This window comes from Pseudomonas sp. BP11-1-1 (assembly GCF_052112105.1).
GTDB classification, from domain to species: domain Bacteria; phylum Pseudomonadota; class Gammaproteobacteria; order Pseudomonadales; family Pseudomonadaceae; genus Aquipseudomonas; species Aquipseudomonas alvandae.
In genome coordinates this window covers 58692-78419 of the sequence record NZ_JAUTYU010000010.1, presented here as the reverse complement: position 1 = coordinate 78419, position 19728 = coordinate 58692, and the positions used below count along the sequence as shown (strand labels likewise).

Genomic DNA, 19728 nt, shown 5'->3' with positions numbered 1-19728 from the left:
ATGATTGTCGTGGAAAAACTGACAAAGCAGTTCAAGGGTCAGGTGGTGCTCAACGGCATCGACTTGAAGATCGAAGAAGGCGAAGTGGTTGCAATCATCGGCCCCAGCGGCTCGGGCAAGACCACCTTCCTGCGTTGCCTGAACTTCCTGGAAGAACCCAGCAGCGGCCGGATCAAGGTCGGCGACATCGAGATCGATGGCAGTCGCCCGTTGAACCAGCAGCAGGGCCTGGTGCGTCGCTTGCGCCAGCAGGTGGGCTTCGTGTTCCAGAACTTCAACCTGTTCCCCCATCGCACGGCATTGGAAAACGTCACCGAAGGCCCGATCGTGGTGAAAAAGACGCCGCGCGCGGAGGCCGAGACGTTGGGTCGCAAGTTATTGGCCAAGGTCGGATTGGCCGGTAAGGAAAACGCCTATCCGAGGCGCCTGTCGGGCGGTCAGCAACAGCGCGTGGCGATTGCTCGCGCACTGGCAATGGAACCGGCGGTGATCCTCTTCGACGAGCCGACCTCAGCCCTGGACCCAGAACTGGTGGGCGAAGTACTGGCGACGATTCGCGGCCTGGCCGAAGAAAAGCGCACCATGGTCATCGTGACCCATGAGATGAGCTTCGCCCGGGATGTGGCCAATCGCGTGGTGTTTTTCGACAAAGGCGTAATCGTCGAACAAGGCGAAGCCAAGGCTTTGTTCGCAAACCCTAAGGAAGAGCGCACTCGACAGTTCCTCAGCAAGTTCCTCTCTGCCGGACACGGCGCGCAATAACTTACCCCTGTCGAAACTTTCATGGAATGAAAGCTTCGACAAATCCTATAAATATCTCTGCCAACTTCCAGCCCAAGCAAACTGGGTAATCACTCATGCTCGAATGAGTCGCCAAAACCAACACGATTATCGCAAAAATAAGTTACCGCCTTGACCTGACCTGCTCCCGACCCAACCACCCGGACACCTCACAAGCCTAGGAAAAGGGCATCAAAGGCCGCGCATTAGTATCTTCGGCGCGTAGGATATTTCTGAAGACTTGCACAACTTGCTATTAAGCTCGCTGCTCTATTGACATTAAAACTACTGACCCTTTATCTAGGGGCGGACAGACCAAGCTTATCGTTCCGAAGTACCCATACAAGTTAACGACTTATTTGCCGAGCGATTGATCACGCTGAATAAGCAGGCACCCTGTTTCCACGAGAAAGGGTTCGTTTAATAAAATCAAAGGAGTAACAACATGACATGTACGTCAACTATTCCTGGACTGGCCGCGCCCACCTTGGCGAACGCACAGCGCGCCGGAATCAACATTACCAGCGCCACCCATCTGGAGATCATCATTGCCGCCTACCCGGGCATGGACGTCGGCGATGTGGTCGAGCTGTATTGGGACAACTGCTATGCCGGCTCTCGCCTGCTGTCACATGAGGATACGCAGGGCAGCATCACGTTGCGGGTACCGGAGAGCTTTATCGTCAATGGGACCTCACGCATACACTATCGCGTCATGCAAATTGGCCGAGGGCCAGCGCTGTCGGCCACGCAACAGGTCCAGGTCAAGCTCGATTGCCCCGGTGGCCGACCCTCGACCTTGACCGGTGATGAAAACCAGAGCCTGGCGCCGGTGCGGATTCCTCAGACCATCCGCCGCCAGGGCGTGAACCCGAACCAGATCAAACGTGGCGTGCCGCTGACCATCGAGCCCTACCTGAACATGGCCGCCGACGACGCGATTACCGTGCGTTGGGGCGATGTGCGCATGGACCTGCCGAGAATAACGCCTGGCGAGGTGGGCCAGCCGATCCACGTCTGGGTGCCGCCGGAAATCATCATGGAAGCAGGCGAGGACCTTCGCCTGGAAGTGACCTATTGCATCATCGACCGGGTGGGCAACAATTCCCGTTGGGCGCCGCCGCGAACATTGAAGATCGGAGGCACCCATCCCTACCTGAAAAACCCGCCGAAAGACGTGCAGCCCGCACAGGGAATCAAATCCAACCTATGATTATTCCTAAAAGTTAGTTCAAAAACGGTTTATGCGCGTTTAGGGTATATAAACCGGACCACCGGACATTCTTGATTTTCGCTCGCCGCATTCATCGCGGTGTTTTCTTGAGATGTGAGGTGGGTATGGTACGGAACACAATCACCCCAGTGCAGAGCGCCAAGGCCCTGCACACAGCCACGGAGCGGCGGTGATGTCCGATTTGGCCCAGGCAAAGGTCCAGAGCGACCAGGACATCGCGCCGCTGTTATTGCCGGCACAGGTATTGCGCAACGATGCGGAGGCGATCGAGGCCGCTCATCAATTGGCACAGGTCGCGCGCCAGCAAGCCGCGCGTCGCGACCAGCAACGCAAGTTGCCTTGGTCGGAAATCGAGCAATTCACCCGTAGCGGCCTCGGCAGCATTGCCGTTCCCCGCGAATATGGCGGACCGCAAGTCTCCTCGGTCACCGTTGCCGAAGTGTTCGCAATCATCTCCGCAGCAGACCCGGCCCTCGGCCAGATTCCACAGAACCAGTTCGGCGTGCTCCAGTTGATTCTCGCGACGGGCACCGAGCGACAAAAAAAGATTCTCCTGCAGAGCCTGCTCGAAGGCTGGCGCATCGGCAATGCCGGACCGGAACGCGGCACCCGCAATACCTTGGAACTCAAGGCGCGGATCACGGCCGACGGCGACGGCTTCGTCATCAATGGCCAGAAGTTCTATTCCACCGGTGCGCTGTTCGCCCATTGGGTCGCCGTCAAGGCTTTGGATGACGAGGGTCGCCAGGTGTTGGCGTTCGTTCGACGCGGCACTCCCGGCCTGCGCATCGTCGATGACTGGTCGGGCTTCGGCCAGCGCACCACCGCCAGCGGCACGGTCCTGCTGAACAATGTGCGGGTCGACGCCGAGCTTGTGCTGGACAACTGGCGCATCAATGAAGTGCCAAACGTGCAGGGGGCGTTTTCGCAACTGATCCAGGCCGCGATCGACCTGGGCATCGCCCGGGGCGCCATCGATGACACGATCGCCTTCGTTCGTGAACGCGCCCGGCCCTGGATCGAGGCCAAGGTCGAGCGGGCCAGCGATGACTTGTACGTCATTGCCGACGTCGGCAGGCTGAAAATCGAACTTCACGCCACCGAGGCGTTGCTGCGCAAGGCTGGGCAAGTCCTTGATGAAGTCAACGCCGCGCCAATCACCGAACAGTCCGCCGCCCGCGCCTCGATAGCCGTCGCCGAAGCCAAGGTGCTGACCACCGAAATCGCCCTGCAGGCCAGCGAAAAACTCTTCGAACTGGCCGGCAGTCGCGCCACCCTCGCCGAATTCAACCTTGATCGCCACTGGCGCAACGCGCGGGTCCACACCCTGCACGACCCGGTGCGCTGGAAATACCACGCGGTCGGCGACTACCGCCTGAACGGCACCTTGCCGGCCCGACATTCCTGGATCTGACGACCCGACCTCTGGAGCAGCACATGACGCTTTCCCAACACGTCGCGGTGATTGCCAGCGATGAACAAGCCCTGATTGTCGCCAGCGACCTGGCCGAAGACTTCAAGCGCGACAGTGCCCTGCGCGACCGCGAACGGCGCCTGCCGCACCCGGAACTCGAGGCGTTCTCGCGCTCCGGCCTATGGGGCATCAGCGTGCCCAAGGCCTATGGCGGCGCGGGTGTATCCAACGTCACGCTGGCCAAGGTCGTTGCGCTGATCTCCCAAGCCGACGGCTCGCTCGGCCAGATTCCGCAAAATCATTTCTACGCATTGGAAGTGCTGCGGGTCAACGGCAGCGAAGCCCAGAAGCAGCGGCTTTACGCCGAGGTGCTGGCCGGCCAGCGGTTCGGCAATGCCCTGGCGGAGCTCGGGACCAAGACGGCCCATGACCGCATCACCCAGCTGCGCCGTGACGGCGACGGCCATCGCATCAATGGCCGCAAGTTCTACGCCACCGGGGCGATCTATGCCCAGCGCATCCCCACCTCGGTGGTGGATGAGAACGGCGTGCAGCAGTTGGCGTTCGTCCCACGCAACAGCCAAGGCCTGACGGTGATCGACGACTGGAGCGGTTTCGGCCAGCGCACCACGGGCAGCGGCTCGGTGGTCTTCGAGGATGTCCATGTTTGTGCCGAAGACATCGTGCCCTTCCAGAGCGCCTTCGAACGCCCCACCCCGGTCGGCCCGCTGGCACAGATCCTTCACGCCGCGATCGATACCGGCATCGCCCGCGCCGCCTATGAAGACGCCTTGCATTTTGTCCGCCACAAAACCCGGCCATGGATCGACGCCACCAGTGACGTCGCGACCCAGGACCCACATACCCTCAAGAGCTTCGGCCACCTGAGCATCCGCCTGCACGCCGCCGAAGCCTTGCTGGAACGCGCCGGAGAATTCCTCGATCGCGCCCAGGCTGACACGAACGCAGAAACGGTAGCAGCGGCCTCGATTGCGGTGGCGGAAGCCCGGGCGATCAGCACGGAAATCTCCCTGGCGGCTGGCAGCACACTGTTCGAACTGGCCGGCAGCCAGGCGACCGTGGCTGAGCATGGCCTCGACCGCCACTGGCGCAACGCCCGGGTGCACACCTTGCACGACCCGGTGCGCTGGAAGTACCACGCGGTCGGCAATTTCTACCTCAACGATGAAAAACCGCCGCTGCGGGGGACGATCTGATGGCGGCCGGCAAGAAAAAAATCCTCCTCAACGCGTTCAACATGAACTGCATCGGGCATATCAATCACGGCCTGTGGACCCATCCACAGGACACGTCGACCCAATACAACACCCTTGAATACTGGACCGGGCTGGCCCAGTTATTGGAACGCGGGTTGTTCGATGGCTTGTTCATTGCCGATATCGTCGGGGTCTATGACGTTTACCAGCAATCGGTGGACGTCACGCTGAAAGAGTCGATCCAACTGCCGGTCAATGACCCACTGCTGCTGGTCTCGGCGATGGCCGCCGTGACGAAACACCTCGGCTTCGGCCTTACCGCCAACTTGACCTACGAGCCGCCGTACCTGTTCGCCCGGCGCATGAGCACGCTGGATCACCTGAGCCGCGGCCGGGTTGGCTGGAATATCGTCACGGGTTATCTGGACAGCGCCGCCAAGGCCATGGGCCTCACTGCGCAAGTCGAGCATGACCGTCGCTACGACCAGGCCGATGAGTATTTGCAAGTGCTCTACAAGCTGTGGGAAGGCAGTTGGGAAGACGACGCGGTCATCAACGATCGCGAGCAGCGGATTTATGCCCAGCCAGAAAAGGTCCACAAGGTCCGGCATCAGGGCGAGTTCTATCAGGTCGAGGGCTATCACCTCTGCGAACCCTCACCGCAGCGCACACCTGTGTTGTTCCAGGCCGGCAGCTCGGAGCGGGGCCTGCTGTTCGCCGGGCGCCACGCCGAATGCGTGTTCATCAGCGGCCAGAACAAACCGGCGACCAAGGTCCAGGTGGACAAGGTCCGGACCAGTGCCATCGAGGCCGGGCGCAACCCCGAGGACATCAAGGTGTTCATGGGCCTGAACGTGATCGTCGGCGAGACCGAAGCAGTGGCCTGGGCCAAGCATGCCGAATACCTGGGCTACGCCAGCGCCGAAGCCGGGGTGGCGCATTTCTCCGCGTCGACGGGGATCGATTTTTCCGAGTACGAATTGGACGAACCGATCCAGTACGTGAAGAGCAACGCCATCCAATCCGCCACCAAGACCCTGCAAAACAACGACTGGACCCGCCGCAAGCTGCTGGAGCAACACGCCTTGGGCGGGCGCTACATCACCGTGGTCGGCTCGCCCGAACAGGTCGCCGATGAGCTGGAATCCTGGATCGCCGAAACCGGCCTCGATGGCTTCAACCTGACCCGCATCGTCACGCCGCAAAGCTACGTGGACTTTATCGACCTGGTGATTCCCGAGCTGCAGCGACGCGGCTCGTACAAGACCGAATACGACAACGGCACCCTGCGGGAAAAGCTGTTCGACGCGGGGGCTCAATTGCCCGGACAACACACCGGCTCCACCTACAGACACTGACCCTGTGGACTAGGCCTGATGAACCTGTGGCGAGGGGATTCATCCCCGTTGGGCCGCGAAGCGGCCCCAAGATCTGATACTGCCGTGTATCAGGTTGATCGCATTGACTGTATTTGGGGCTGCCAAGCAGCCCAGCGGGGATGAATCCCCTCGCCACGAAAGCACATGACTCAATCAATGACTGGAATATCCGACATGACCAAGCACTTCCTCACCCTGCCAGTCAGAACCCTGGCCCTGGCTCTCGGCCTGTTCAGCTCGGCGCTGTTCGCCGCCGACGCCCCGCTGAAAATCGGCACCACCGCCGCCTTCGCCATTCCCTTGGAGGCAGCGGTGCAAGAAGCCGATAAACAAGGCCTGAAGGTCGAGCTGGTGGAATTCAGCGACTGGATCGCGCCCAACGTCAGCCTCGCTTCGGGCGACATCGACGTGAATTACTTCCAGCACATCCCCTTCCTGGAAAACGCCAAGGCCGCCGCCGGTTTCGACCTGGTGCCGTTCGCCCCGGGCATCATCAACAACGTCGGCCTCTACTCGAAGCAATACAAAAGCTTCGCCGAATTACCCGAGGGCGCCAGCGTCGCCATTGCCAACGACCCGATCAACAGCGGACGCGGCTTGCAGTTGCTGGCCAAGGCCGGGCTGATCACGCTCAAGCCAGGGGTCGGCTACAAGGCCACCGAAGATGACATCGTGGCCAACCCGAAAAAGCTCAAGATCCTGCAAGTCGAGGCAGTGCAACTGGTGCGCGCCTACGAAGACGCTGATCTGGTGCAGGGCTATCCGGCCTACATTCGCCTGGCGAACACCTTCGATGCGACCTCCGCGTTGCTGTTCGACGGCCTGGATCACAAGGAGTACGTCATCCAGTTCGTGATCCAGCCCAAGAGCAAGGATGATCCACGGTTGATCAAGTTCGTCGATATCTACCAGCACTCGCCCGTAGTGCGCGCAGCCTTGGACAAGGCTCACGGCAAGCTCTACCAAGCCGGCTGGGAAGGCTGAACATGAGTGCCGTCAACGCTCGACTCCGTCATGACGCCCCTGCGCCCCACATCGCCGACCAGACCGAGCTGCATCCGGAATTGAACCGTGCCCACGTGCGCTTCATCGGCCTGGGCAAGACCTACGCTGGCACCCAGGGCCCGGTGGCCGCGCTGCAAGGCATCGACCTCGCGATCCAGCGCGGCGAGGTGTTCGGCATCATCGGCCGCAGCGGCGCGGGCAAATCGTCGCTGATCCGCACTATCAACCGCCTCGAACAGCCCACCAGCGGGCGCGTGCTGATCGATCAGGTGGACATTGGAGAATTCGACGAAGATCGGCTGGTGGAGTTGCGCCGGCGCATCGGCATGATCTTCCAGCACTTCAACCTGATGTCGGCCAAGACGGTGTGGCAGAACGTCGAGCTGCCGCTCAAGGTGGCCGGCGTGCCCAAGGAACAACGCCAGCAAAAGGTTCGCGAACTGTTGGAGCTGGTGGGTCTGCAAGGTAAGCACGGCGCCTATCCGGCGCAGCTTTCGGGCGGTCAAAAACAGCGTGTCGGGATTGCCCGGGCGCTGGTTCATGACCCGCAGATCCTGCTATGCGACGAGGCCACCTCGGCGCTCGATCCGGAGACGACTCAGTCGATCCTCGGTTTGCTGCGTGAGATCAACCAGCGCCTGGGCCTGACCATTGTGCTGATCACCCATGAGATGGCGGTCATCCGCGAAGTCTGCGACCGGGTGGTGGTGCTCGAACAAGGACGAATCGTCGAACAAGGGCCGGTCTGGGAAGTCTTCGGCAACCCGCAGCATGACGTCAGTCGCACGCTCTTGGCACCGTTGCAGCACGCACTGCCCGAAGAGCTGCAAAGCCGCTTGCAACCTCATCCGGCGTCGGCGGACGCGGCCACGGTGCTGCGCCTGCGCTTCACCGGCATCGATAAGGATGAGCCGGACCTGGCTGCCTTGTTCAGCGCCCTGGGTGGACGGGTGCGACTGCTCCACGGTGGTATCGAGCGAATTCAGGGCCATGGATTGGGGCAATTGCTGCTCGCGGTGAGCGGCTCGGCCTGGAGCGCCGAGGAGTTGCGTCAGCGCGCGGGCAATTGGGCACAACAGGTGGAGGTGCTGGGTCATGTGGTTTGATCGGTTATTGCAGGGTTTCATCGACACCTTCTTGATGGTCGGCGTGTCGTCATTGATCGCTTTGTTGGCGGGCATCCCGTTGGCAGTGATCCTCGTCACGAGCGGCAAGGGAGGGATTTATGAAGCGCCGGCCTTGAACAGGGCTTTGGGCGCGTTCGTGAACCTGTTCCGCTCGATACCCTTCCTGATCCTGATGGTGGCACTGATTCCCTTCACCCGACTGATCGTCGGCACAACTTATGGCGTGTGGGCCGCCGTGGTGCCGCTGGCCATCGCCGCCACGCCGTTTTTTGCGCGTATCGCCGAAGTCAGCCTGCGGGAAGTCGACCACGGCCTGATCGAAGCAGCCCAGGCGATGGGTTGCCGGCGCTGGCACATCGTTTGGCATGTGCTGCTGCCCGAAGCGCTGCCCGGCATCGTCGGCGGCTTTACCATCACGCTGGTGACGATGATCAACTCCTCCGCCATGGCTGGCGCGATCGGCGCCGGCGGCCTCGGCGATATCGCTTACCGGTATGGTTACCAGCGTTTCGACAGCCAGATCATGCTCACGGTGATCGTATTGCTGGTGGCGTTGGTGGCGGTGATTCAATTGGGCGGGGACCGGCTGGCGCGGGGTTTGAACAAGCGCTGAAGAGCGCTTCATTTGTGTGGGCGAGCTTGCGGTATAGTCGTCGAACACTCCAATCCAAAGCCAGCGACCATGAAACACAGCGCCGACGACCTGCACACCATCACCGCCACCACACTGGGGCATTACAACACCGTGGCGGAAAGCTTTCGCGAAGGTACCCGCGACCATGATGTCAGCCAGAACATCGACGCCTTGCTGCGACACATCCAGGGACAGGCACCGTTTCATATCCTGGATTTTGGCTGCGGTCCCGGGCGCGATTTGCGCACTTTCACCGGCCTGGGCCATGTCGCGGTGGGCCTCGACGGTTCCGAAGCGTTTGCGCGCATGGCCCGCCAGGACAGCGGCTGCGAGGTCTGGCAACAGGATTTCCTGCAACTGGACCTGCCGGAGGAGCGTTTCGATGGGATCTTCGCCAACGCCGTGCTATTTCACATTCCCGTGCAGGAACTGCCCCGCGTCCTCAAGCAATTGCACGCCACGCTCAAGCCCGGCGGCGTGCTGTTCAGCTCAAACCCCCGGGGCGAAAACCAGGAAGGCTGGAACGGCCAGCGCTTCGGCGCGTATCACGACCTCGACGCCTGGCGCACGCTGCTCACGGCGGCGGGTTTTGAGGAGTTGGAGCATTACTACCGGCCAGCGGGGCTGCCGCGGGAGCAGCAGCCTTGGTTGGCGAGCGTTTGGCGTAGACCTTGAATTTCCACTGTGGCGAGGGGATTTATCCCCGCTGGGGGGCGAAGCGCCCCCAATAGCCGCTGCCTCGGTGTACCTGACTGATTGTATCGCTTGCATGGGGGCGCTTCGCACCCCAACGGGGATAAATCCCCTCGCCACAACGAACAGCGCTTGAGTCCGATTTTTTATCGCCTGTCACTCTTGCTTGACCAACCACTTCTGCGTCAGCTGCTCCAAGCGCCCATCGTCCTTGATACGCCCCAAGGCATTGTCCACGCTGGCCTTGAACGCCGGGTTGCCCTTCTGGAAGGGAATCACCAGGTTCGGCGCCGGCTCCTTCTTCTCCTCGGGCTGGAAAGACTGCGCCAGGACCAGCGGACGTTGCGCCTCTTCCTTGCTCGCCAGTAATTGCGCATCCGGTTGGCTATAAGTCGCGCTGGTGTCGAAACGTTCCGCCAGTTCCGGGGTCATTGCTATGTGGTTGATGGCGACGTCGTACTTGCCGCTCTCCACACCGGACAACAGATCCGCAGCATCGGTAACGACGAAATCAGGCCGGACATCGAGTTCCGCCGCGAGCATCTCGCCCAGCTCCACTTCGAAACCGGTGAGCTTGCCGTCCTCCTTGAAATTGAACGGGGCGGTGTTGGCCTCGAGGGCGATTCGCAACTCGCCTCGGTCGTTGACGTCGTCGATCAGTTCCGCATGGGCCAGAGGGCTCAACAGGGGTAGCAGGCAGATCAGGCCAGGCAGGAAACGCATGGTCACTCCTAGGTTTCTATACAAGCGAGGCTCGTTTCAGGCTCGCTTTGCTATGGTTATTGCAGCCTTCGACAACGATTGGTCATGAAGTTGTCATGACCAGACGGATTTCATGGAAAAACTGGAGAAAAAAATGAAAAGCTTTATGTCACGTGCCGCGTTGACCGGTCTGTTGCTGGGAGCCTCGATGCTGGCAACAGCCGCAACCCCGGCACCCAAGGGCGCAGAAGTGTTCATCGTTTCCCCTGAAGACGGCGCCACCGTCAGCCAAGAGTTCAAGGTCAAATTCGGCGTCAAGGATATCGCCCTGGCCCCGGCGGGCGACATGACCAAAAACACCGGCCATCATCACCTGCTCATTGATGTGGACAAACTGCCCGCCGCAGGCGCGCCGATTCCGACCGACGCCAACCACATGCACTTCGGCAAGGCACAGACGGAAGCGACCATCAAACTGTCCCCGGGCAAGCACACCTTGCAGTTGATCCTGGGCGACAGCGGCCATATGCCGTTCGATCCATCGATCGTGTCCAAGAAGATCACGGTGAATGTGAAATAACACGAAAAATGCTGCCCCCCTGTGGGAGCGAGCTTGCTCGCGATAGCGGTAGTTCAGTCGATGGATCTTTTTCTGACGCACCGCGATCGCGAGCAAGCTCGCTCCCACAGGGTTTCAAGGTTGTGTCAGGCAAAAAAACGGGAGCCCCCTGCGGGGCTCCCGTTTTTTTATTGCAAGCCCAGCCTGATCAGAACAACACGCGGCAACGAATGGTGCCGTTGATGTGCTGCAGCTTCTCTTGCGCCAGGTCCGAGTACTCGGCATCGACGTCGATCACGACGTAGCCGACTTTCTCGTTGGTCTGCAGGAACTGACCGGAAATGTTGATACCGTTTTCGGCGAAGACCTTGTTGATCTCGCTCATCACACCCGGGATGTTCTCGTGGATGTGCAGCAGGCGGTGCTTGCCAGGGTGAGCCGGCAGGGCCACTTCCGGGAAGTTCACCGACGATACCGAGGTACCGTTGTCGCTGTACTTGACCAGTTTCTCCGCCACTTCCAGGCCGATGTTGGCCTGGGCTTCAGCGGTGGAACCGCCGATGTGCGGGGTCAGGATCACGTTATCCAGGCCACGCAGCGGGCTTTCGAAGATGTCGTCGTTGGAGCGTGGCTCCACCGGGAACACGTCGATCGCAGCGCCGATCAGGTGCTTGTCCTTGATCGCTTCGGCCAGGGCATCGAGCTTGACCACGGTGCCGCGAGCGGCGTTGATCAGGATCCCGCCTTTCTTGATGGCACGGATTTCCTTCTCGCCGATCATCCACTGGGTGGCAGCGGTTTCCGGTACGTGCAGGGTCACGATGTCGGACATGCCCAGCAACTCGTGCAGATTGTTGACCTGGGTGGCGTTGCCCAGGGGTAGCTTGGTCACGGTGTCGTAGAAGAACACCTGCATGCCAAGGCCTTCAGCCAGTACCGACAATTGGGTGCCGATCGAGCCGTAACCGACGATACCCAGCTTCTTGCCGCGGATTTCGAAGGAGTTGGCCGCGCTCTTGATCCAGCCGCCACGGTGGCAGGAAGCGTTTTTCTCAGGGATGCCGCGCAGCAGCAGGATCGCTTCGGCCAGCACCAGTTCGGCAACGGAACGGGTGTTGGAATACGGCGCATTGAACACTGCGATGCCGCGCTCGCGCGCCGCGTTGAGGTCAACCTGGTTGGTGCCGATGCAGAAGCAGCCGACCGCGACCAGTTTCTTGGCGTGGTCGAAGATCTCTTCGGTCAGTTGAGTACGGGAGCGAATACCGATGAAGTGAGCATCGGCGATCTTTTCCTTGAGCTGGGCTTCCGGCAGAGAACTGGTGATGTACTCGATGCTGGTGTAGCCCGCCGACTTGAGGACGTCGACAGCCGATTGGTGGACGCCTTCGAGAAGAAGGAACTTGATCTTGCTCTTATCGAGAGAAGTCTTGCTCATCTGCGTAAACCTGTGTCCCGGAGAAAAATGGCAGGGAATCGGACAGCGTGGGCTGGCCCGACCGGCGTGACAGCCGTCGCCGCAGAACAGCCGTTGGGCACTACGCTGCGGGGTCGGTATGCTAGCATATGCCCCCCGCAAACACCCATTCCTGCGACGTGAAGCGTTCTCAGGATGACCATGAATTGTTCGAGAGTTCTGTCGATGACCAATCCTGCCGTGATAGATGAGCTGAAGACCCTGGTTGAGCCTGGCAAGGTCCTGACCGATGCCGACTCCCTGAATGCTTACGGCAAGGATTGGACCAAGCATTACGCGCCCGCCCCGACCGCCATCGTTTTCCCCAAGACCACCGTGCAAGTCCAGGCCATCGTGCGCTGGGCCAACGCGCACAAGGTCGCGCTGGTGCCATCAGGCGGGCGTACCGGGCTTTCCGCCGCCGCCGTGGCGGCAAATGGCGAAGTCGTGGTGTCATTCGACTACATGAACCAGATTCTCGACGTCAACCTGACCGACCGCACCGCCGTGTGCCAGCCGGGCGTGGTCACCGAGCAATTGCAGAACAAGGCCGAAGAGCACGGCTTGTATTACCCGGTGGACTTCGCTTCCGCCGGTTCCAGCCAGATTGGCGGCAATATCGGCACGAATGCCGGCGGAATCAAGGTCATTCGCTACGGCATGACTCGTAACTGGGTGGCGGGCATGAAGGTCGTCACCGGCAAGGGTGACGTGCTGGAACTGAACAAGGACCTGATCAAGAACGCCACCGGCTACGATCTGCGGCAATTGTTCATCGGCGCCGAAGGGACCCTCGGCTTCGTGGTCGAGGCCACCATGCGCCTGGACCGCGCCCCGAAGAACCTCACCGCCATGGTGCTCGGCACGCCGGACTTCGATTCGATCATGCCGGTATTGCATGCCTTCCAAGGCAAGCTCGACTTGACCGCCTTCGAATTTTTCTCCGACAAGGCCCTGGCCAAGGTCCTCGGTCGTGGCGATGTTCCCGCGCCGTTCGAAACCGACTGCCCGTTCTACGCTCTGCTGGAATTCGAAGCCACCACCGAAGAAGTCGCCAACCATGCCCTGGAAACCTTCGAACACTGCGTCGAGCAGGGCTGGGTGCTGGACGGTGTGATGAGCCAGAGCGAAACCCAGCTGCAGAACCTGTGGAAGCTGCGCGAGTACATCTCCGAAACCATCTCGCACTGGACGCCGTACAAGAACGACATTTCGGTGACCGTTTCAAAAGTCCCAGGCTTCCTGCGGGAAATCGACGCGATCGTCGGCGAACACTATCCAGATTTCGAAATTGTCTGGTTCGGCCATATCGGCGACGGCAACCTGCACCTGAACATCCTCAAGCCGGAAAACCTGAGCAAGGATGAATTCTTCGCCAAGTGCGCGACCGTGAACAAATGGGTCTTCGAAACCGTCGAGAAATACAACGGTTCGATTTCCGCGGAACATGGCGTGGGCATGACCAAGCGCGACTATCTGACCTATAGTCGTTCGCCAGTGGAGATTGAATACATGAAAGCCGTGAAGGCGGTGTTCGACCCGAACGGCATCATGAACCCGGGCAAGATTTTCGCGGTTTGACCAATAACACCTGAAATCGAAAAGGCAGGAGTCGGTAAATGAGCTATCAGCACCAGTATGTCGACGGTACGCGCATTCATTTCCCGGTGGGAAAAGTAGTCTGCATCGGGCGTAACTACGCCGAACATGCAAAGGAACTGGATAACCCGGTGCCCACCGAACCCTTGCTGTTCATCAAGCCAGGCAGTTGCGTGGTGCCGCTGGAGGGTGGCTTCAGCATCCCGGCCGACCGCGGCGCGGTGCACTACGAGGCGGAAATCGCAGTGCTGATCGGCAAGCCGTTGTCCACCCGGCCCAGCGCTGAAGAAGTGCTGGACGCCATCTCCGGCTTCGCCCCGGCCCTGGACCTGACCCTACGGGACAAGCAGGCCGAGCTCAAGGCCAAGGGCTTGCCGTGGGAAGTCGCCAAGTCTTTCGACGGTGCGGCGGTGATCGCCCCGTTTGTTTCGAAGGATACCTTTGCCGACCTGGCGGACATCCCGGTTCGCCTGACCATCAATGGTGAAGTGCGCCAGGACGGCAACAGCAACCTGATGCTCAACCCCATCGTGCCGATGATCCAATACATGGCCGGTTGCTTCTCGCTGCAGGCCGGCGACGTGATTCTCACCGGCACCCCGGCGGGCGTCGGGCCGCTGAATGCAGGGGACGAACTGGTCCTGGAATTGCCAGGGGCAAGCCGCTTCGAGAGCAGCGTTCGCTAACGGCCAACCTGTACCATCACTCCTGTGGGAGCGAGCTTGCTCGCGATAGCGGTCTATCCGACACTTTAATGTTGGCTGACACACCGCTATCGCGAGCAAGCTCGCTCCCACATGGGGATAGGTGAAGGCCTGCTCTACCATTTACCGTTTTTTTCACATGCCATCCGGATAATTCCGGGGATTGCGGCATCTGAGCCTGCCAATCCCTCGTGCGAATTTCTGGAACGCATCCCCGATGGCCAAGACCCAAACCCTGCTCACTTCCGCCCGACGCGCTCGCTTTGGCTTGCCTTGGTATGCCTGGCTGTTGCTGGGAGCCGTCGCTGCCTACGGGCTGGCATTCGCAATGCATTGGGATGACCGAGGCCTGCTTTGGGTATCCGAACGCTTCGAAAGCCCGGCCCAGCGCCAGGAAAGTGTCTGGCTACCGGATTACCGCGCCGTGATCGACGCCAAGCCCCTGCCTGGCATGGAAAAAGACGAAGCCTCGGACGTGACCTACAACCCGCAGACCAAAACGCTGTTTGCGGTCATGGGCAAGAACCCGTTCCTGGCGGAACTGAGCCTGCAGGGCGACGTGCTGCGCAAAATGCCTTTGGTGGGCTGGAGTAATCCCGAAGGCGTGGCCTACATGGAAGACGGCCTGCTGGCCATCACGGATGAGCGAAAGCATACCCTGTCGATCGTGCAGGTCGATGCCCATACGCAAGCGCTGAATCGCAAGGACTTTCCTGAATACGATCTTGGCCCGTCCAAGAATCAGAACAAAGGGTTCGAGGCAGTCGTCTGGGATCCGCGTAACCAGCAACTGGTGCTGGGTGAAGAGCGACCACCCGCCCTGTTCACCTGGAAAAGCGATGGCAGCCAATCGCTCAAGGGCGACAAGCAGATCCATGTGAGCAACGAGCTGGATTTGCGCAACCTCTCGGCCCTGGCGATCGATCCTCGCACCGGCCATATGCTGGTATTGTCCGCCGACTCCCATCTGCTGCTGGAACTGGACGAAAAAGGTGATCAGGTCAGTTTCATGACGCTGCTGGGCGGCTTCAACGGCCTGAATGACACGATCCCGCGCGCCGAAGGTGTCACTGTCGATGAAGCAGGCAATATCTACTTGGTCAGCGAACCCAACCTGTTCTATCGTTTTGAAAAAACACGCTGATCGCGCGAACTCTGTAGGATAAATCGTCCTTCGCTGTAGGGTGTGGCACACAGCCATTAAGCTTCAGTTCAGGCAGTCGTGGTATTTCCAACCACCTGTTCTTATCCGAGCCCACACCACATGCGTCGACTCGCCCGCCCCAAGCCCCTTATTTTTGTGCTCTTGACGTTCGTGCTGGTTCTACTGATCACCGCAGGACAGTACCTGCGCCTGTTCGAGCGCGCCTGGTTCAACATCAATACCCTGTGGCATACCGGTAGCGAGCAGGCCATTGCCTTGGATAAATATCAGACCACGGTGCAAGCCCAGGTCATCGAAGGACTCGACGATGATGTGTCGGCGCTGACGTACGATCCGATCCGCAAGAGCTTGTTCACCGTGACCAATCAGAATGCCGAACTGATCGAGTTGTCGCTGGACGGCAAGGTCCTGCGGCGCATCGCCCTGATCGGCTTCGGCGACCCGGAAGCGGTGGAATTCATCAGTGAGAACATCTACGTCATCACTGATGAACGCCAGCAACGACTGATCAAGATTCATCTGGAAGAAGACACCCGGTTCCTCGACGCGGCCGACGCCGAGCAAATCACGCTTGGCGTACACATGAACGGCAACAAAGGTTTCGAAGGGTTGGCCTATGACTCGATCGGCAAGCGCCTGTTCGTTGCCAAGGAGCGCGACCCGATGCTGATTTATGAAGTACACGGTTTTCCCCACCACAACCCGGAAAAATCCTACGCAGTTCATGTGATCAACAACCCCAAGCGCGACGCCGGATTGTTTGTCCGCGATCTCTCAAGCCTGCAATACGACGAACGCAGCGGCCATTTGCTGGCCCTGTCCGATGAGTCGCGGTTGATCATCGAGCTGGATATCGACGGACGACCGCTGAGTACGCTGTCGTTGAACAAGGGTCGCCATGGACTGGAAAAAACCATACCGCAGGCCGAAGGCCTGGCCATGGACGACGATGGCAACCTGTACGTGGTGAGCGAACCGAATCTGTTCTATGTGTTCAAGAAGCCGCAGCCTTGATGCACCACAAAACCTAATGTGAGAAAACCAATGTGGGAGCGCGCTTGCTCGCGATGGCAGTGTGTCAGCCAACAGCAGTGTGTCGGATAGACTGCCATCGCGAGCAAGCTCGCTCCCACAGGGTTCGGTGCTGAATCAGCCCGGCGTTTACTCAGCCCGCAGGGTCTTCACCCCTTCAGCAGTCCCCAACAACAGCACATCCGCCGGACGGGCAGCGAACAGGCCATTGGTGACCACACCGACGATGGCATTGATCTGGCTTTCCAGTTCCACGGGATTGGTGATCTGCAGGTTGTGCACATCGAGGATGATGTTACCGTTGTCGGTCAACACGCCCTCGCGATACACCGGGTCGCCGCCCAGCTTCACCAACTGGCGCGCCACGTGGCTGCGAGCCATCGGGATGACCTCCACCGGCAGCGGGAACGCGCCGAGCACCGGCACCAGCTTGCTGGCATCGGCGATGCAGATGAACGTCTTGGCGACGGCCGCGACGATTTTCTCACGGGTCAATGCCGCGCCGCCGCCCTTGATCAAGTTCAGGTGCGCATCGCTTTCGTCGGCGCCATCGATGTAGAACTCCAGGTCGCTCACGGTGTTGAGCTCGTACACCGGGATGCCGTGGCCCTTGAGGCGTGCGGCGGTGGCTTCGGAGCTGGCGACCGCGCCATCGAACGCACCCTTGTGCTGCGCGAGCGCGTCGATGAAGCAATTGGCGGTAGAGCCGGTGCCCACCCCGACGATGCTCTTGTCATCCAGTTTCGGGAGGATGAGGTCGACAGCGGCCTGGGCCACGGCCTGTTTGAGTTGATCCTGGGTCATGCGGGCTCCGAAGGTGCCGAGAGGGAACGAAAGGCCGGCATTATAGGCGTAGAAACCGTGGCGAGGGAGCTTGCTCCCGCTTGAGTGCGAAGCGCTCATCGCTTTTTCTGGGGCCGCTGCGCGACCCAGCGGGAGCAAGCTCCCTCGCCACGGGGGCTTCTGCGCCCAAAGTGCCTTAATTCGTGTGGTCGCCCGGCCAAAAGCCGGGTTAGACTCCTTGGCCCTGCCCAACCCGCTCAGTGATGCTTCCGATGCTTGAACAGTACGTCAAAAAGATCCTCACCTCGCGCGTTTACGACGTTGCCGTGGAAACCCCGCTGCAGACCGCTCGCCAGCTCTCCGAGCGGCTGGGCAACGAGGTCTGGCTCAAGCGCGAAGACTTGCAACCGGTGTTCTCGTTCAAGATTCGCGGGGCCTACAACAAGCTGACCCAGCTCAGCGACGAAGAGCGCGCCCGCGGCGTGGTCACGGCGTCGGCGGGCAACCATGCCCAGGGCCTGGCGCTGGCCGCCAAGGTGCTGGGGGTGAAAGCCACCATCGTCATGCCCAAGACCACGCCGGAAATCAAGGTCGAAGGCGTGCGCTCCCGTGGCGGCAAAGTGGTGCTGCATGGCGACTCGTTCCCTGAAGCCCTGGCCTATTCGCTAAAGCTGGTGGACGAAAAGGGCTACGTCTACATCCACCCATACGACGATCCTCACACCATTGCCGGGCAGGGCACGGTGGCGATGGAAATCCTGCGCCAGCACCCGGGGCGCCTCGATGCGATTTTCGTCCCGGTGGGCGGTGGCGGGCTGATCGCAGGGATCGCGGCCTATGTGAAATACCTGCGTCCGGAGATCAAGATCATCGGCGTCGAGCCCGACGATTCCAACTGCCTGCAAGCGGCCATGGCCGCTGGCGAGCGCGTGGTCCTGCCCACCGTGGGCCTGTTCGCCGATGGCGTGGCCGTGGCGCAGATCGGCCAGCACACCTTTGATATCTGCAAACACTACGTGGATGAGGTCATCACCGTCAGCACTGACGAGATCTGCGCTGCGATCAAGGATATCTACGACGATACCCGCTCGATTACCGAACCTGCCGGCGCCCTGGGCGTTGCCGGGATCAAGAAATACGTCGAGACGCGCAGCATCAGCGGCCAGACCCTGGTGGCCATCGACTCCGGCGCCAACGTCAACTTCGACCGCCTGCGCCACGTGGCCGAGCGCGCCGAACTGGGTGAAGGCCGCGAAGCGATCATCGCCGTGACCATTCCCGAGAAGCCAGGCAGCTTCAAGGCTTTCTGCGAGGCCATCGGCAAACGCCAGATCACCGAATTCAACTACCGCTACAACACTGGCAGCGAAGCGCACATCTTCGTTGGCGTGCAGACGCACCCGGAAAACGACCCACGCAGCAAGCTGATCGCCAGCCTGACCGAGCAGGGCTTCCCGGTGCTGGACCTGACCGACAACGAACTGGCCAAGCTGCACATTCGCCACATGGTCGGTGGCCACGCGGCTCACGTCATTGACGAAGTGGTCCTGCGTTTCGAATTCCCGGAGCGTCCGGGGGCACTGTTCAACTTCCTCAACAAGCTGGGCGGTCGTTGGAATATCTCGATGTTCCACTACCGCAACCATGGCGCGGCGGATGGCCGTGTCGTCGCCGGGCTGCAAGTACCCCATGATGAACGCCACCTCGTGCCGGCCGCCCTGGAAGAAATCGGTTATCCGTACTGGGATGAGAGCGACAATCCGGCCTATCAGCTGTTTCTTGGTTGAGAGGCTACGCTCAAGGACATCGGCTCAAGGAAAAACCCATGGAAACTCTGCTGACCTTGAAAGTGCTGCACGTCGCAGCCACGGTCGTTCTGCTGGCTTGCGGTGTGAGCCTGGCCGTCCTGGCCTGGCGCAAGCGCAGCGAGGGGCCGACCTGCACGCTGCGGCGCCCATGGCTGTTCGCCTGGGGCGTGATGCTGCTCTGCATGCTGAGCATGCCGTTTACCGGCTGGTGGCTCGTCCATCTGGTGGGCTGGCCGCTGGGCCAAACCTGGCTGCTGGGCTCCAGCGTTATCTATACCGTGGCGGCGCTCAGCGTTTTCTGGCTGTTGGCACGGCTCAATCATCAGCGAACGGCCAGCGGCGGTGGCGGCAAATTCACCTGGGTGCTGGCGATCATCAGTGGGATCGGTTTCCTGTCCATTGCCGCCTTGATGGGCGCCAAGCCGATCTAAGCGACA

19 protein-coding genes are annotated in these 19728 nt (G+C 60.4%); 16 read left to right on the top strand and 3 right to left on the bottom strand.

Annotation, left to right across the window (positions count from 1 at the left end; genetic code table 11):
- The 9 genes from tcyN to Q7C33_RS19225 all read left to right on the top strand — a co-directional run bounded on the left by tcyN (position 1) and on the right by Q7C33_RS19225 (position 9465).
- Positions 1 to 762: an L-cystine ABC transporter ATP-binding protein TcyN gene (gene tcyN, locus Q7C33_RS19265; protein ID WP_198797036.1), complete on the top strand. Its 762-nt coding sequence runs from the start codon at positions 1 to 3 to the stop codon at positions 760 to 762.
- A gap of 463 nt (positions 763 to 1225) precedes the next feature.
- Positions 1226 to 1993 (top strand): hypothetical protein, encoded by a 768-nt coding sequence (locus Q7C33_RS19260; RefSeq protein ID WP_030140510.1) that lies wholly within the window; start codon positions 1226 to 1228, stop codon positions 1991 to 1993.
- A 193-nt stretch (positions 1994 to 2186) separates the two neighbouring features.
- Entirely contained in the window at positions 2187 to 3428 is a 1242-nt protein-coding gene (locus Q7C33_RS19255) for an SfnB family sulfur acquisition oxidoreductase (RefSeq protein ID WP_407683954.1), read from the top strand.
- 23 nt (positions 3429 to 3451) lie between these two features.
- Positions 3452 to 4645 carry an SfnB family sulfur acquisition oxidoreductase gene (locus tag Q7C33_RS19250; RefSeq protein WP_030140512.1) on the top strand — a complete coding sequence of 398 codons (1194 nt, stop codon included), beginning with the start codon at positions 3452 to 3454 and terminating at the stop codon, positions 4643 to 4645.
- Complete coding sequence (locus Q7C33_RS19245) at positions 4645 to 6003, top strand: LLM class flavin-dependent oxidoreductase (protein ID WP_407683953.1); 1359 nt, start codon at positions 4645 to 4647, stop codon at positions 6001 to 6003. Before Q7C33_RS19250 ends, Q7C33_RS19245 begins: the two co-directional genes overlap by 1 nt.
- A gap of 195 nt (positions 6004 to 6198) precedes the next feature.
- A complete protein-coding gene (locus tag Q7C33_RS19240) occupies positions 6199 to 7008 on the top strand; it encodes a MetQ/NlpA family ABC transporter substrate-binding protein (RefSeq protein WP_407684015.1) in 810 nt (269 codons plus the stop codon).
- A gap of 2 nt (positions 7009 to 7010) precedes the next feature.
- The gene (locus Q7C33_RS19235; protein WP_407683952.1) at positions 7011 to 8135 is read left to right on the top strand and encodes a methionine ABC transporter ATP-binding protein; all 1125 of its coding nucleotides are present in this window, start codon (positions 7011 to 7013) and stop codon (positions 8133 to 8135) included.
- Positions 8125 to 8769, top strand: a complete 645-nt coding sequence (locus tag Q7C33_RS19230; RefSeq protein WP_030140516.1) for a methionine ABC transporter permease — start codon at positions 8125 to 8127, stop codon at positions 8767 to 8769. Before Q7C33_RS19235 ends, Q7C33_RS19230 begins: the two co-directional genes overlap by 11 nt.
- Positions 8770 to 8838: 69 nt before the next feature.
- A complete protein-coding gene (locus Q7C33_RS19225; RefSeq protein ID WP_407683951.1) occupies positions 8839 to 9465 on the top strand; it encodes a class I SAM-dependent methyltransferase in 627 nt (208 codons plus the stop codon).
- A 174-nt stretch (positions 9466 to 9639) separates the two neighbouring features.
- On the opposite strand, the gene Q7C33_RS19220 is transcribed toward Q7C33_RS19225, so the two are convergent.
- On the bottom strand, positions 9640 to 10206 hold the full coding sequence (locus tag Q7C33_RS19220; protein ID WP_258648690.1) for a transporter substrate-binding domain-containing protein: 567 nt from the start codon (positions 10204 to 10206) through the stop codon (positions 9640 to 9642).
- 133 nt (positions 10207 to 10339) lie between these two features.
- Between Q7C33_RS19220 and Q7C33_RS19215 the strand changes: the two genes are divergently transcribed.
- Positions 10340 to 10765, top strand: coding sequence for a DUF4399 domain-containing protein (locus Q7C33_RS19215; RefSeq protein WP_030140519.1), 426 nt, complete (start codon positions 10340 to 10342; stop codon positions 10763 to 10765).
- Between the two features lie 187 nt (positions 10766 to 10952).
- On the opposite strand, the gene serA is transcribed toward Q7C33_RS19215, so the two are convergent.
- A complete protein-coding gene (gene serA, locus Q7C33_RS19210; RefSeq protein ID WP_030140520.1) occupies positions 10953 to 12182 on the bottom strand; it encodes a phosphoglycerate dehydrogenase in 1230 nt (409 codons plus the stop codon).
- 204 nt (positions 12183 to 12386) lie between these two features.
- On the opposite strand from serA, the gene Q7C33_RS19205 reads away from it, so the two are divergent.
- From Q7C33_RS19205 to Q7C33_RS19190, 4 genes are all read left to right on the top strand, one after another.
- Positions 12387 to 13781 (top strand): FAD-binding oxidoreductase, encoded by a 1395-nt coding sequence (locus Q7C33_RS19205; RefSeq protein WP_407683950.1) that lies wholly within the window; start codon positions 12387 to 12389, stop codon positions 13779 to 13781.
- A gap of 38 nt (positions 13782 to 13819) precedes the next feature.
- Positions 13820 to 14485: a fumarylacetoacetate hydrolase family protein gene (locus Q7C33_RS19200; RefSeq protein ID WP_217860963.1), complete on the top strand. Its 666-nt coding sequence runs from the start codon at positions 13820 to 13822 to the stop codon at positions 14483 to 14485.
- A gap of 235 nt (positions 14486 to 14720) precedes the next feature.
- Positions 14721 to 15647, top strand: a complete 927-nt coding sequence (locus Q7C33_RS19195; RefSeq protein ID WP_407683949.1) for an SdiA-regulated domain-containing protein — start codon at positions 14721 to 14723, stop codon at positions 15645 to 15647.
- A gap of 120 nt (positions 15648 to 15767) precedes the next feature.
- Positions 15768 to 16682: an SdiA-regulated domain-containing protein gene (locus tag Q7C33_RS19190; RefSeq protein ID WP_030140524.1), complete on the top strand. Its 915-nt coding sequence runs from the start codon at positions 15768 to 15770 to the stop codon at positions 16680 to 16682.
- A gap of 147 nt (positions 16683 to 16829) precedes the next feature.
- Here the strand turns inward: Q7C33_RS19190 and rpiA are convergent, their stop codons facing one another.
- On the bottom strand, positions 16830 to 17504 hold the full coding sequence (rpiA, locus tag Q7C33_RS19185) for a ribose-5-phosphate isomerase RpiA (RefSeq protein WP_030140525.1): 675 nt from the start codon (positions 17502 to 17504) through the stop codon (positions 16830 to 16832).
- A gap of 251 nt (positions 17505 to 17755) precedes the next feature.
- Between rpiA and ilvA the strand changes: the two genes are divergently transcribed.
- Positions 17756 to 19270: a threonine ammonia-lyase, biosynthetic gene (gene ilvA, locus Q7C33_RS19180; RefSeq protein WP_030140526.1), complete on the top strand. Its 1515-nt coding sequence runs from the start codon at positions 17756 to 17758 to the stop codon at positions 19268 to 19270.
- A 38-nt stretch (positions 19271 to 19308) separates the two neighbouring features.
- On the top strand, positions 19309 to 19722 hold the full coding sequence (locus Q7C33_RS19175; RefSeq protein ID WP_258648685.1) for a DUF2269 domain-containing protein: 414 nt from the start codon (positions 19309 to 19311) through the stop codon (positions 19720 to 19722).
- The last annotated feature ends 6 nt before the right edge of the window (positions 19723 to 19728 follow it).